A 13,741-nucleotide genomic window follows, 5' to 3' on the forward strand; every position below is an offset into this window, starting at 1 on the left:
CGAAATGATTATTTATTTCGCAGTTTTAGAATTTATAGCAATACTTTTACTTAAAAGTACTCATAAGCAACTTAAAGAGAAGAACTCATCTACATTTTCGACCTTTAACTCTGGGAAATGACTAATTAGTGCTTTATAAGCATCTTGCTCAGATATTTTACGTTTAAATATAGCTCGCCGATGCTGAGGCTTAATTTTTACCCCACTCACCTTAAAATAGTTTATGAAAGCCGCATTATCTTTCTGTTCATAAGCATTAATATCACCAAAGTGTAATGTCATAGAAGAATAGTTTTTTATAAAAAAATAAAATGGATCCAGCTCAGTCTCTAAATCAAACTCAGCCCCTACCATACTATTAAGATCAGAAAATGCTTTATATGCACCTTTACTGGCAAACTCATTTAAAAGGGCTTTAGCGTCCTTTGGTTCGTCGAAAGAAAGCGTTTCAAGCCACATTGTGAAACCTTTCAAACTAGCCAATCCCGAAAAACTTGCAATATGCTTGCTTGACGGCTTTAAGCCAACATTACTCAATCTCATCATAATTTCTTGCTCATTGAGTGATGTTGCTTGTAAATAATCGCGAGCAAGAATGATTCCTAAAATAGATTTAACTTCTGGTAACATCGTGTCTGGTACATCTAACGTTGTTAAATCAAGTTTTTCTAGTGAAGTATTCTGATTCGCTATTGTTTGAGTGATCTGTTTTCTCATTTCAGTAAACTGACTTTTAATGAGGGGAAAATCATCTGGGTGCTGTTGATTTTTACAAAAATAAAATTCAGGTGACGATTTAATTGATTCAATAAAAGACGTTGATTCGAATGTATCAAGCTGCAAATAATTGAGTTGACGTCCTTCAAGCCACTCCCTTGTTAAATTACATTTATCTAAACTACGTTTTTCGTCATCAGTTAATTCATTCTTATCAATATTCAATACAAAAATAGGTTCTGGCTTTTCTAAATCCTCTACTGGGATTAAGTTAACAACGATACCTTCATGATTTAACTTTTCTACTGCATTTTTGACCTCGACATTACTAAACAAAGGATGATTAATTTCCTGATAGTAAATACCTTTTCCACTCAAGCCCAACAAATCAAAGAGTTGCTGATAACTTTCAGAGTCTTCAATCTCATAACCTTCATTACCGATTATCATAAGGAGTTGAGTTGCTGCTTCGTTAGTAAAGTTAGCCGTTGAAAACTCAAGTCCAGGATAGCGCTGTAAAAGCATTATGGCAGTAGGAATGCGTTTCTTAGCAACTAAAAAACCTAAAATGGAATTTAAAGGGGAAATAGATTCACTATTAAGTATTTCGTATGGGAAATTTGAAAAAACCCGTTCAATTTCATTGAAAGTTTCGACCGATGAAATATTAGTCGATGTAATCTTCCGATTAAGCTCCTCAAGTGGTAAGTCTGCCCAAAGTCTGTCTAATGAATCCTTATAATCCAAAACTTCCGTCGCCGATGAATTTGGTCCATTAACAAAATTATATTGACTAAGAAAGCGTTCATTATTCGGCAATGATTTTATAACTGGTATCAATTCAGAAACGGATTCATGCAACATAGCCCTTTCATACCAATCTTGCGCTTGTGACCAACTGCTAACAAACCAAATTGCATCCGCAACCTGCTTTGCTGAATAACCATTTTTGAAAGCGTGCAGTGCTTTAAGTTCTATCTCATCTGAAAAATCATAGTGTAAATTGCTTTGCTTAAGATTTAAATCTCTGCACAGTTGTTCGTCTGGAACTTCATTTGGAAAAGGGCGTTTTTTGTAGGTTTTTTTTTCTGAAGTCGCTTCGGTATTTTTATCTAATGAGCTAATGTCATTTGTTGTATTGACGGTTTCTTTTGATTCGTTCGTGTGTGAAGTTTCAGTATTGGTTACATAAAATATTAACGTTGTTACAACGGTAGCTAAAACAATTACTGATAAAGCTTTTTTTTTCATCCCTAAATGCTCTGTACTTATTTTGAAAACATAAGACTAACCATATATTGATTAGGCTTATGTTTAAAGTATAAAGCTAAGAAAATAGTCCTAATTTACAGTTTACACTGTGGGTTTCTGCCCTGCGCTTTTGCCGCTTGTTGTGCTTTTAAAGCCGTTGGCATGTGTTTTTGTAGCTCTTTAATTCGATTACCCGGTGCTGGGTGAGTCGACATGAATTCGGGTGTACCGCTGCTGCCAGCTGCACTCATGTTTTGCCATAATGACACTGACTGCTCTGGATTAAAACCAGCCTTTGCCATTAAATCTAAACCTACAATATCAGCTTCAGATTCATGTGAGCGGCTAAAAGGTAACACCACACCAAATTGTGCGCCGAGTCCAAGTGCTTGCATAATTTCACCGCGATATTGCACATTACCCATATCAAGCGCAGCACCACCGACTTGTAAACCTGTTTGAATCAAGGAGTTTTGCGATACACGTTCATTCGAGTGCTCAGCAATAACGTGTGCAACTTCATGGCCTAACACGGTCGCTAGTTGATCCCTGTTAACCGCTACTTTTAATAATCCGGTATGTACGCCAATGTAGCCGCCTGGTAATGCAAACGCATTCGCAGAATCTTCTTCGAACACCACCACTTCCCATGCTTGTTGAGCATATTCACGCGGCAAAACAGAAATCACATCGTCTGCGATGCATTTTACATACGCATTAACTTTTGGGTCGGAGTTAATCGGCTGTGTTTTCTTCATTTCAGCAAAACTTGCTTGGCCCATTTGACTCATTTGTTGATCTGAGTAGAGCGCGATCTGTGTACGTCCCGTTGGAGACGTTTTACACCCTGCTAAAACAGCGGTGGCTAACACGACCATCATTAACTTTTTCATGTGAATCCTTACAAATACTATTAGTGCAATTGTTGCTAATATAGCAAAGCATTCATTAATTTTATATGAAAATACATTTCCCACCGTGCAAATGTGATTTTTCAGTTAAATCTTTTAGTTAGCAGGCAAACTAAGTTCACCAACGAACCACTCGCTGCTACAATAGGGGTCTATTGATTGATAAATGAGTTTCCAATGCCTTCCCCCGACACATTAAATAAACGCATTTTATTGCCGTTGCTGGCAAGTATTGTCGCCATTACTCCGCTGGCAATTGATTTGTATCTACCTGCGATGTTGGTCATTGCCAATGACTTACAAACAACCATGCCAAATGTACAAATTTCATTGAGTATCTATTTAGCTGGCTATGCACTGGGTATGCTATTTTTTGGCCCTATTGCCGATGAGCTTGGTAGACGATTACTGGCTAAAGTAGGCTTAGCGCTGTTTGGTTTAAGTTCGTTAGCACTGGCATTTTGCCATAACATAGAGCTTTTTTGGTCACTTAGGGCAGTACAGGCTTTCACTGGTGCCGCGGCAACCGTGGTTGTACCGGGTATTATTCGTCATATTTACCGTGAGAATACGGCAAAGGGGATGTCGTATGTATCGATGATCATGATGGTAGCGCCCCTTATCGCCCCCACGCTTGGCTCTTTAATTATGGGCATTTCGACATGGCAGGTTATATTTTTAGTGTTAGCTGCGTATAGCTTTGCGATTTTAGCACTTGTGCAACTTTACTTAATTGATATCCCTATTTTCAAAAGTCAGCAACGTGGTTTAGCGTTATTTTTTAACAGCTATAAAACCGTCTTTTCACGTCAAAGTGCGCGTGCCGACATCGCTAGCTCTATGTTTGCCTCGTTCGCATTTTTCTGCTTTTTAACGTCTGTGCCTTACGTTTATTTGGACTTTTTTAAAGTAGATGAACAACTCTTCGGTATTTTATTTGCCTTTAACGTACTTGCCTTGATGTTCGGTAACTTTATGAATACCCGACTTGTACCACGCTTAGGATCGCGCAAATTACTGTTTATAGGCTTAGGTATTGGCTTTGCATCGGGCTCAGCATTACTGCTGTTTAGTTTAATGCATTTGTCGCTGTATTTTATCGTCGCAAGCATAGCGCCTTTAATGATGAGTTTGGGGATTGTGGCAAGTAATGCCGACTCATTGATTTTAATGCAATTCGAGGAAAAATCAGGGACTGCAACGGCGGTAATTGGTACGTTACGTTTTGGCAGTGGCGCACTCGTAGGACCTATCCTCGCGTTTATTCACCCACAAAGTGCGGTGCCATTTTCAGCCATGATGTTCAGTGCGCTTATCCTTATACTACTTGTGCAGCTTTGGCATCGAAAATTAGACAAAAAAAATGCCTGTCTATGACAGGCATTTTTCTCTAAAAAGCGTTTATTCAGCTTCTTTCGATACCATTACCATAGCAGGACGCAGTAAACGACCGTTTAACGTGTACCCTTTTTGCATAACTGCAAGTACCGTATTAGGTGCTACATCATTGCTTGGTTGAATTGACATTGCTTGATGGAATTCTGGATTAAACTGCTCACCTTGTGGGTTAACAATTTCTACACCAAACTTAGACACGGCATCGTTGAAGCTTTTTACCGTCATCTCGATACCTTCAAGTACAGGCTTAAGCTGCTCATTTTCTTTGTCAGAAAACTCAATCGCACGCTCTAAATTGTCAATCACGGGTAATAATTCGTTAGCAAACTTCTCAAGTGCAAACTTGTGAGCTTTTTCAACATCTTGTGCGGCACGGCGACGCATGTTTTCAACATCTGCTGCGGCACGTACAACACTGTCTTTTTGATCATTTATAGTTTGCTTCGCAGCTTCTAGTTCACTATAAAGTAGTGCAATTTCAGCTTCAGGGCTTAGTTCTTCGCCTTCAACTTGCTCTGCTGCTTCAACGGCTGCGTCAACATCCGCTTGCATTTGTTCAAATTCTTCGTTTAGTTCAACTTCTTGCTCTGGTGATTTTGTCTGCTCAGACATAGCTTAAATGCTCCAATTCTTTACAACTGCGGTAATTATGGGGATTGAATAAAAAGATTCAAGAGGTTGATGACCCGATTAACTCAAATTCTTGGATGATTGCTTCAATTTGTGCTGATTTTGGACAAATAACACAAAAACGACTCTGATATTCGAGGTTATTAAAGTAAGGAAGGCTGATCACCATTAACTCATCACAATCGGTAAATGGAAGTTGTTCTGTGTTTAATACCGACAAACCGTTTCTAAATGCGAGCTTATCTTCAACAAAATTTAGAAATGAGACGCCTATATTTAAGCTCGTTTGACAGTCTACTTGCTTATATAAATAATTTTCACCTACCACAATACTGTTATCAGACCCCAGTTTCTGGCTCAATTGGCGAGTCCATTGGGTCAACGAGTCATGGCAGTTGCGCGGTGCAGTATTCGCCATTGCCTGCATACGGTAAAGACCTTCCATCAGAGTTTGTTGACTGAACACCGTATTAAGCCACGTTGCAAACTGATAGCGAACCGAATCACTGGCGTCCTCAGGTTTACTAATACAAATATTGTGACTTTGCCCTGCTCTATCAATCAGTAAAATAAGCCAATCACTGCCATCAAAGTCAAGCACTTCAACCCTAAAAACCAATTGCGAACTCACTTGCGGTAAACCAACACAACAACATACTTTATAACGTTGGCTCAAGCCGTGGGCCAGCTCAACAAGTTGTGCTTGTTGAGGTTGCCAATACGTCGCAATTTCGGGCAAAGAGAAAAATTCGGTTAACCAATAGTCAAACCCAGCATTTGTTGGCACGCGGCCTGCCGAGGTGTGTGGCGAATAAAGCAACCCTTCTTTTTCAAGCCTTGCCATTGCATTTCGCACTGTGGCAGAGCACACAGCCATGCCCTTTTGCTTTGCTATACGCGTTGAAGCCACTGGTTGGCCCTCGCCATTACAATATAGGCTCATTACGGCTGAAAAAATTTGTTGATCGCGGGGGTTTAATTTCATAATTCTTACATCTTGACTCTTGCCCTAAGATATTTGGGCACTGCAAGTTTATTTCAAGTTATTTTCAAAGCATTAATTTTTAATGTAATCTATCCCTATGAAATAGTTAAGTGCACGTACCATGGACTCACCGTTTAAAACCATAGGTTTAATTGGTAAACCTAACCACAGCGCCGCGGCTACAACGCTACAGCGATTACACACCTTTTTACGAGCGTTAGGTTTTGAGGTGCTCGTTGAGCAACGAACGGGTCGGCAATTAGAAGATGTGCCTGCGAACAACCTCGTTAAACTCGTTGAGTTAGGCGAGCGTGCTGATTTAGCCATCGTTGTCGGTGGCGATGGCAACATGTTAGGTGCTGCACGTGTTTTAGCGCGTTTTGACGTTGCAGTGATTGGCGTAAACCGTGGTAACCTCGGATTTTTAACCGACTTAAACCCAGAAGGTTTTGAAGCAAGTTTAGAGCAGGTTCTAAGCGGTCAATTCATTGAAGAAAAACGCTTCCTGCTAGAAGTAGAAGTATACCGGCATGCTGAACTTAAAAGCGCAAATTCAGCGGTTAATGAAGCGGTACTCCATGCCGATAAAGTCGCTCACATGATTGAGTTCGAAGCCTTCATAAATAATGATTTTGTATTTTCACAACGTTCTGATGGTTTAATCGTATCTACACCGACGGGGTCAACGGCCTATTCTCTCTCTGGTGGCGGGCCTATTTTAACACCAGAACTGAATGCTATTTCGTTAGTACCCATGTTTCCTCATACTCTTTCGAGTCGCCCTTTAGTCGTTGATGCCGATAACGAGGTACGCCTTAAACTCAGCTTAGAAAATACCGACAGCTTACAAGTGAGCTGTGACAGCCACGTTGTTTTGGCCGTTTTACCTGGCGATGAAGTGGTTATCAAAAAAGCTGACAAACGGTTACGCTTAATTCATCCAAAAGAATATTCTTATTACAATGTACTGCGAAAAAAACTGAACTGGGGTAGCCGCTTATTTTAAACAGCAATTTTCTTCTTAAATAATTGCCAAGTGAAATCTATTAGCGCAAAATAATTCACTTTACCGTAGTACACATTTAAGGAACCTAAGCAAAAATGAGCTATATAGTTTTTCTTGCTCTTTTATTGTTGATCACTCTACTAGGCTGCTATTGGATCATCGAAAGCAACCGTCGCAAAGCGATAGAAGCCGAAAAAAAACGCTTTAATCAACGTGTAAAAGAGATCAATAACGACTTCAAAATTAAATTAATCGAATTTAGTGAAGCAAAGCTCATTCGCCCTAAAAATGTTGCACGTTTGAACCAAATCACCAGTAATTACTTTGTCGTTCAAGCTCACAACGAAGAAAATCTAACGCATTTAGAGTTTATTAGTGAGTTGTTTATCAGCACCATAATCATGGAAGCAAACAAAGCACAAAGCCCGCATGAACATGACCAACTTGCCGATAGATTACAATACTTTATGGCACAACTTCCTTATAATGGCATTGAATACAATAAAGCGTTTTATCAAGAAGTATTACCCTCATTAATTGAAGTTATTAAATACGCGCCACCTATTAATCAACATGATGACCCTGTGCAAAGCCAGAGTCCATCAATGCCTGATGAATTAAATCACGAAAAACAGATATCAGAATTAACAAAAGCATAAAAATTTAATTTGCAAAACCCGAAAACACTGTATAAATTAACAGTTAATTAGCTGGATGGATAAACAGTATGTTAATCGGGTTAGAAATTAAAAACTTTGCCATTGTAAGTAACTTGAGTACTGAGTGGCACAATGGCATGACAGCCATTACAGGTGAAACAGGTGCAGGGAAATCAATTGCTATTGATGCCCTATCGTTGTGTTTAGGCGAACGCGCCGATGCGGGTGCTGTTCGTCCAGGAACTGAGCGTGCAGAAATCTGCGCGCAATTCGATATTACCCAATTACCCCTTGCTCAACAGTTTTTAGAGCATCACTTACTGTCTAATGCAGAAGGTGAATGCTTACTGCGCCGTGTTATTTGTAAAAATGGCCGGAGTAAAAGCTATATTAATGGCAGCCCTGTCACTGCTGCGCAGCTTAAAGAGCTTGGGCAGTACCTCATTTCTATTCATGGTCAACACGCGCATCAGCATTTATTAAAAGCCGAGCATCAGCTGCATTTACTGGATGCATATGCTGGCCATACAAACCTGCTTTCCAATGTTAAAGAACGCTTTAAAGCCTATCAGGCGCTAGTAAAAGAGTTTAACCACTTAGAACAACAACAAGCGCAACAAGCGGCTCAAAAACAGCTACTTGAATACCAAGTTGCTGAATTAGACGAGTTTGCCTTACAACCCGGTGAGTTTGAAGAAATAGAAGCTGAGCACCATAAGTTAAGCCACAGCCAAACTATTTTAGAGTCGTGCCAGCGTGAACTTCAGCACTTATACGAAAGTGATGAGCAAAGTGCATGCTCAATGCTGCAACACAGTGCACAGCAATTTGCTGAACTTGCTGGCTACGATGATAGCCTATCTAGCATTGCAGCGCTTTTAAGTGAAGCCGCTGTTCAAGTTGAAGAAGCAAGCCGTGAAATTCGCAGCTACGTAGATATAACAGATTTAGATCCTGCTCGCCTCGACGAAGTAGAAACTCGTTTAACTGGGGCAATGGATTTAGCACGCAAGCACCATATAAAACCGGAAGAGCTGGTAGAATTTCACCAATCAATTGCGAAAGAGCTTGCTTCAATTAGCTACAATAGTGACCGCTTAGCATCACTAGAAACCGAGATAAATACAGCCCTTGATGAATATAAAGACGCTGCACAGGTTTTAAGTGATAGCCGCCAGCGTTATGCCGAAACACTCAACACATTGATCAGCGATAGCATGGCTAACTTATCAATGGAAAATGGCCAGTTTGCGATTGATATTCAACAAACGAGTGATAAAGCCCCCAGTGCAATGGGATTTGATACCGTGGCGTTTTTGGTATCGACCAACCCTGGGCAACCAATGCAAGCTTTATCGAAAGTTGCATCGGGTGGCGAGCTTTCGCGTATCAGTTTAGCGATACAAGTCATTATCGCCCAGCGCGTGACAACGCCAACACTCATATTCGACGAAGTCGATGTGGGTATTTCTGGCCCAACGGCCTCAGCGGTTGGCAAGTTATTGCGCCAGCTTGGCAAATCAACCCAAGTTATTTGTGTTACGCACTTGCCACAGGTTGCTAGCTCTGGGCATCAGCAATTTTTTGTTGCGAAAGAAATTGCAAATGGTGAAACCTACACACAAATGAATAAGCTCAGTAAAGATGGACGAATTGATGAAATTGCCCGTCTACTCGCTGGCGATAATATTAGCAAAATGGCCAGAGCAAATGCTAAAGAGCTGATTAGTGCGCATGCATAACCACTCTCGCACTTAATGACATTAACGTTTTAGTAAGTAATTAAGGCTACTGTGCATAGCCTTTGACCGGATTATACAATGAATAAACAACGTAAGTTTGGGTTAGCAAGCGGGTTATTATTGAGCTTAAGCTCACCTTTACTGCACGCCTCTGTGTCATATACACCTGTCGTGTCACAAAATTATATGTTCGCTCTACTACAATACACTTTATTTGCGTTTCCTATCGTGGCGCTACTTTTGGTGCTATGGAGCCGATGGAAGCACCTAAGGTTTAAACAACGTTTACAAACATATTTATATGCTTCTGCAGCTATGATGCTCATACTGTTTGTAATAGTGAGCCAGCAATCAGAGACAATTTCTGTTTGGTCTGTTGTTGTAATGATTTGTCATTTTATCGTGGTAAGCCTTGCTTACTTTTTATTAAAACAACACAGCAATAAAGTAAAAAACACGCTATCAGGCTGCTGGTAGTCTGTTTTAACTTGTCGGGCTTTTTCTCTCATTTAAAAAAACCTACTGATTTTTAGCCATCATTACACATAGCTTTAAACAGGGTCAGTTAATAAGAATAAGCAATTATAATATTAGTAACGTAGTTAATATTGGTAACGTAGTTAATATTGGTAACGTAGTTAAAGAAATTAGCGGGTAAGCGTAATGTTTACCCGCTGCTTATATTAGTCTTGAGTGACTATCTGCCAGTCGATACGATAATTAGTCACGACGCTGGTATACCCTTTTACTTTGAAAATATAGTCTCCAGCTTCTGTAACCGATAACTGTGCTGTTTCGGGGTTATCAAGTGTCGCAGAGCTTGCGAGGTCTTCTCCCTGACTGTTTGCTATTGAAAAATCAAGGTCTGCAAATGGTTGCCAACTTAAGACCGCAGTCACGCCCACAACATTATCAGGTACTGAAACTAAATGCTCAATAATGCTATAGGCTGGGTCAACACCAAGCCCTGCAAGATCTAAACTTACTGATGGTCCCATTGTACCCTCAATACTTGGCATTAACTGTGTAGTAAATGACACACCGGGCTGGGTGACAATACCGTCAAATTCGAATCGATCTAATGCGACTTGTCCTGATATAGTGCGCACTTCAAGTGTATGTGCTGAGTCGTCTAATTGGTTAATTGCCACGGTAATGGCTTCGCCTTTTTCACCACTGACGCTCAACGATTCATACTCGACCCCATCAACTAATATACTGACCTCTCCTCGGTTAGTTGCCGCAAAGTGTATTTTCGCACGCTCACCTTTAAAGCCAACATAAGCAATATTTCCAGGCCCTTTTGCTTTTGCCAGTGTGCCGTTATAAGCACTGCTATCCGTTGTTTCTGACCACTTGCCGGCAAAGTAGACTTTATCAGCAGTGTTGTCTGCTTGCTGCCAAGCACCTTGACTCGAAAATTCAGTGTCTCCAGCTAAAAACTGGCGCATATTACCTTCAGTTTGTAATGCAAGCTCAACTGCTTTTTTCACATTAATATGACCCGCCCCTACTTCGTGCGGTAAGTACTGTCGCCCTGTTTCATCAAACATGTCATCGGCACTGGCTTTTAAAATTTCGTCAATTTGATCAGGCGATAAATGCGGGTTTGCTTCAAGCAGCACAGTCGCAGCACCTGCAACAAAAGGGGCTGCCATCGACGTGCCACTCATCGTCGCATAGTAAACATAATAATCAGGGTTATCTAAATCGATGACCGGTCCTAAAGCGGGCAAAGGGGTATTGAGTGCTCGCGTCGAATATATGCTTGAGCCAGGTGCTGTAATGTCGGGTGTTTTAATCGCATCACCTGGCACACCACGGCTAGAAAAATCAGCCAGCATTCTATTCGGCGTGCCTGCTGCGACGTCAATAACCCAAGGAGCGACGGCATACACATTGAGGGTATCATCACCGTCGCCATCGTTACCCGCAGCAAAAGTGACAATCATGCCGCGTTTGTATGCCTCAAATGATGCTTTGTTCACAGGGTTATTAGGGTCGAAGTTACTTCCTGCTCCCCCTCCCCAACTATTTGTAATAACATCAATATCGTATTTGTGCTGGTTGGCTAATGCATAATCAAAGCCTTTTAAAGAATGTAAAATTGAAATGGCTTCACCAGCAGAAATACCGACAATCTTTGCATCTGGGGCAATGCCATCATGCAAATTAGCACGTGTAGGATCATTCGCAGATGCAGCGCCACTGCCCGCAACAGTGCCAGCAACATGGGTGCCATGTCCTGATGATGTATCGGTGTTTGGTAACCCTTCTATATCGGCGGTCAAACCGTATAAATCAAGATCGTTTATTAGTTTTACATTTTGAATGGTTTTATCACCGTAAGCTAAATCGGGATGTGTCGCATCGACTCCTGAATCGAGTACAGCCACAACGCCACCTTTGCCTGTAAATAAATAGTTATCATGTACAAAATGACCGCCAGTGATCTCACCCGAGTTATAGTTGTAATAGCGCAGTGGCGCATCATAATAAATACTTTCGATGGCAGGGTTATTTTGTAACTGTGTGACGAGTGAAGGAGTCAGCGTAGCGCCTACCATGGGTAATTCTTTTAAGGCTAAGTACGGTACACCGAGTGACTGCATTACATTATAAACCTGCTGTTTATCTTTAAAGCTTATAATGACTTTGATACTTGGTTCAGTAAGGCTTTGAGTTAGGCTTGTTGTTGATAATTTTTCTGCTAATTCTGGGCCTAGTAAGGCTTGTGCTTGGGTGGCAAAGCTGCCAACCATGCCAAGACCGATGAGTATACTAGAAAGTTTAGTTCGCATTGGTTTATCTCCTGGATTAGTTTGTTACTTTTTTGTAACTACAGAACATATACTCGCAGCGAGTGACACTCACCGATATAGGGGAAAACCCTCATAAGGCTTTAGGAATAGCCCCTGCGTACGCAATCAATATTTTACAGGCACAAAAAAAGCAAGCCCGCAGGCTTGCTTTAATGTCTATACAAAATTATGAACGGGGAGTATTGCAGATAGCTATTACACCTCTAGGTAATCCATAATTCCTTCTGCCGCATTGCGACCTTCAAAAATAGCCGTTACCACCAAATCTGAGCCGCGAACAATATCGCCACCAGCGAAGATTTTAGGGTTCGTTGTCTGATGGGTAAATTCACCTTGTTCAGGTGCATTAATACCACCCCAATGGTTAATTTCAACGCCATATGGTTCAAGCCAATCCATTTTGTGCGGTTTAAAACCAAATGCCATTAACACTTTAGTGGCTTCTATCACATGCTCTGAACCAGCCACTTCTTCAGCACGACGGCGGCCATTTTCATCTGGTTCACCCAGTTGCGTTTTGACCATTTTTACGCCTGCAACTTTACCTTGCTCGTCAACTACAATGCCTTTAGGTTGCACGTTAAAAGTAAACTCAACCCCTTCTTCGCGGGCATTTTTAACTTCACGTTTAGAGCCTGGCATGTTTTCTTCATCACGGCGATAAGCACATGTTACTTTGCTTGCACCTTGGCGAATTGACGTTCTTACGCAGTCCATTGCGGTGTCACCACCGCCCAATACAACCACTTTTTCGTTGGCCATATCAATATAAGCTTGCTTGTCTTCAGCGTAGCCCATAACACGATTTGTGTTACCAATTAAGAACGGTAAAGCATCATGTACGCCATCGGCATCTTCATTTTCAAATCCTGCGCGCATACTTTGATAGGTCCCTACGCCTAAAAAGACTGCATCATATTCAGCAAGAATTTCATCTAGGGTAATATCAACACCGACTTCCGTGTTTAGTTTAAACTCAACCCCCATTTCAGTGAAAATTTCACGACGCTTCTGCATCACTTCTTTTTCAAGCTTAAATGAAGGAATACCGAAAGTAAGTAACCCCCCTATCTCAGGGTGACGGTCAAATACCACCGGTTTAACACCATTACGCACTAGAATATCAGCACAACCTAACCCGGCTGGACCTGCACCAATAATCGCCACTTTTTTATCAGACCAAACCACATAAGACATATCTGGTTTCCAGCCCATTTTAAAAGCAGTGTCTGTAATATATTTTTCAATATTACCAATTGTTACAGCACCAAACTCTTCGTCAAGTGTACATGAGCCTTCGCATAAGCGGTCTTGTGGACACACTCGACCGCACACCTCAGGTAAACTATTTGTACGATGTGACAGCTCAGCCGCTTCTAATATACGGCCTGTACGAATTAGCTTTAACCATTGCGGTATATAGTTATGTACTGGGCATTTCCACTCACAATACGGGTTACCACAATCTAAGCAACGGTCCGCTTGTGAATTTACTTGCGTCTCAGAAAACGGCTCGTAAATTTCCACGAATGATTGTTTACGTGCCGAAATCGGTTTTTTACGCGGGTCAACACGTTGTACATCGATAAACTGGTATACATTTTCGCTCATACTACCCCC

At 41.2% G+C, this 13,741-nt stretch carries 11 protein-coding genes; 5 read left to right on the forward strand and 6 right to left on the reverse strand.

The genetic code is table 11. From position 1 onward, the window contains the following. Positions 1-60 precede the first annotated feature (60 nt). Complete coding sequence (locus D0907_RS09910) at positions 61-1,968, reverse strand: hypothetical protein (RefSeq protein WP_118844406.1); 1,908 nt, start codon at positions 1,966-1,968, stop codon at positions 61-63. A gap of 95 nt (positions 1,969-2,063) precedes the next feature. After that, positions 2,064-2,861 (reverse strand): M48 family metallopeptidase, encoded by a 798-nt coding sequence (locus tag D0907_RS09915; RefSeq protein WP_065978701.1) that lies wholly within the window; start codon positions 2,859-2,861, stop codon positions 2,064-2,066. Between the two features lie 195 nt (positions 2,862-3,056). Between D0907_RS09915 and D0907_RS09920 the strand changes: the two genes are divergently transcribed. Beyond that, a complete protein-coding gene (locus tag D0907_RS09920) occupies positions 3,057-4,256 on the forward strand; it encodes a multidrug effflux MFS transporter (protein WP_036967656.1) in 1,200 nt (399 codons plus the stop codon). A gap of 24 nt (positions 4,257-4,280) precedes the next feature. On the opposite strand, the gene grpE is transcribed toward D0907_RS09920, so the two are convergent. Continuing rightward, positions 4,281-4,889: a nucleotide exchange factor GrpE gene (gene grpE, locus D0907_RS09925; RefSeq protein WP_036967654.1), complete on the reverse strand. Its 609-nt coding sequence runs from the start codon at positions 4,887-4,889 to the stop codon at positions 4,281-4,283. Positions 4,890-4,947: 58 nt separating this feature from the next. Continuing rightward, a complete protein-coding gene (locus D0907_RS09930; protein ID WP_036967651.1) occupies positions 4,948-5,892 on the reverse strand; it encodes an HrcA family transcriptional regulator in 945 nt (314 codons plus the stop codon). A gap of 121 nt (positions 5,893-6,013) precedes the next feature. On the opposite strand from D0907_RS09930, the gene nadK reads away from it, so the two are divergent. From nadK to D0907_RS09950, 4 genes are all read left to right on the forward strand, one after another. Then, a complete protein-coding gene (gene nadK / locus D0907_RS09935) occupies positions 6,014-6,898 on the forward strand; it encodes an NAD(+) kinase (RefSeq protein ID WP_036967648.1) in 885 nt (294 codons plus the stop codon). Positions 6,899-6,993: 95 nt separating this feature from the next. Further along, positions 6,994-7,557, forward strand: coding sequence for a hypothetical protein (locus tag D0907_RS09940; protein ID WP_118844407.1), 564 nt, complete (start codon positions 6,994-6,996; stop codon positions 7,555-7,557). A 68-nt stretch (positions 7,558-7,625) separates the two neighbouring features. Next, the gene (gene recN, locus D0907_RS09945) at positions 7,626-9,299 is read left to right on the forward strand and encodes a DNA repair protein RecN (RefSeq protein WP_036967644.1); all 1,674 of its coding nucleotides are present in this window, start codon (positions 7,626-7,628) and stop codon (positions 9,297-9,299) included. A 78-nt stretch (positions 9,300-9,377) separates the two neighbouring features. Continuing rightward, entirely contained in the window at positions 9,378-9,776 is a 399-nt protein-coding gene (locus D0907_RS09950; RefSeq protein WP_118844408.1) for a hypothetical protein, read from the forward strand. A gap of 206 nt (positions 9,777-9,982) precedes the next feature. Here D0907_RS09950 and D0907_RS09955 read toward each other — a convergent pair whose 3' ends face one another. Both D0907_RS09955 and D0907_RS09960 read right to left on the reverse strand, forming a co-directional pair. Then, entirely contained in the window at positions 9,983-12,100 is a 2,118-nt protein-coding gene (locus D0907_RS09955; protein ID WP_118844409.1) for a S8 family serine peptidase, read from the reverse strand. 216 nt (positions 12,101-12,316) lie between these two features. Then, the gene (locus tag D0907_RS09960) at positions 12,317-13,732 is read right to left on the reverse strand and encodes an FAD-dependent oxidoreductase (RefSeq protein WP_118844410.1); all 1,416 of its coding nucleotides are present in this window, start codon (positions 13,730-13,732) and stop codon (positions 12,317-12,319) included. Positions 13,733-13,741: the final 9 nt, after the last annotated feature.

It is taken from the genome of Pseudoalteromonas lipolytica (assembly GCF_003515105.1).
Classification (GTDB): Bacteria; Pseudomonadota; Gammaproteobacteria; order Enterobacterales; family Alteromonadaceae; genus Pseudoalteromonas; species Pseudoalteromonas lipolytica.

Excerpts from the sequence above, each read along its gene's own strand:
- D0907_RS09960 (WP_118844410.1), bottom strand. The coding sequence starts at position 13,732 with ATGAGCGAAAATGTATACCAGTTTATCGATGTACAACGTGTTGACCCG.
- grpE (WP_036967654.1), bottom strand. The coding sequence starts at position 4,889 with ATGTCTGAGCAGACAAAATCACCAGAGCAAGAAGTTGAACTAAACGAA.
- D0907_RS09930 (WP_036967651.1), bottom strand. The coding sequence starts at position 5,892 with ATGAAATTAAACCCCCGCGATCAACAAATTTTTTCAGCCGTAATGAGC.
- nadK (WP_036967648.1), top strand. The coding sequence starts at position 6,014 with ATGGACTCACCGTTTAAAACCATAGGTTTAATTGGTAAACCTAACCAC.
- D0907_RS09940 (WP_118844407.1), top strand. The coding sequence starts at position 6,994 with ATGAGCTATATAGTTTTTCTTGCTCTTTTATTGTTGATCACTCTACTA.
- D0907_RS09950 (WP_118844408.1), top strand. The coding sequence starts at position 9,378 with ATGAATAAACAACGTAAGTTTGGGTTAGCAAGCGGGTTATTATTGAGC.
- recN (WP_036967644.1), top strand. The coding sequence starts at position 7,626 with ATGTTAATCGGGTTAGAAATTAAAAACTTTGCCATTGTAAGTAACTTG.
- D0907_RS09910 (WP_118844406.1), bottom strand. The coding sequence starts at position 1,968 with ATGAAAAAAAAAGCTTTATCAGTAATTGTTTTAGCTACCGTTGTAACA.
- D0907_RS09920 (WP_036967656.1), top strand. The coding sequence starts at position 3,057 with ATGCCTTCCCCCGACACATTAAATAAACGCATTTTATTGCCGTTGCTG.
- D0907_RS09955 (WP_118844409.1), bottom strand. The coding sequence starts at position 12,100 with ATGCGAACTAAACTTTCTAGTATACTCATCGGTCTTGGCATGGTTGGC.
- D0907_RS09915 (WP_065978701.1), bottom strand. The coding sequence starts at position 2,861 with ATGAAAAAGTTAATGATGGTCGTGTTAGCCACCGCTGTTTTAGCAGGG.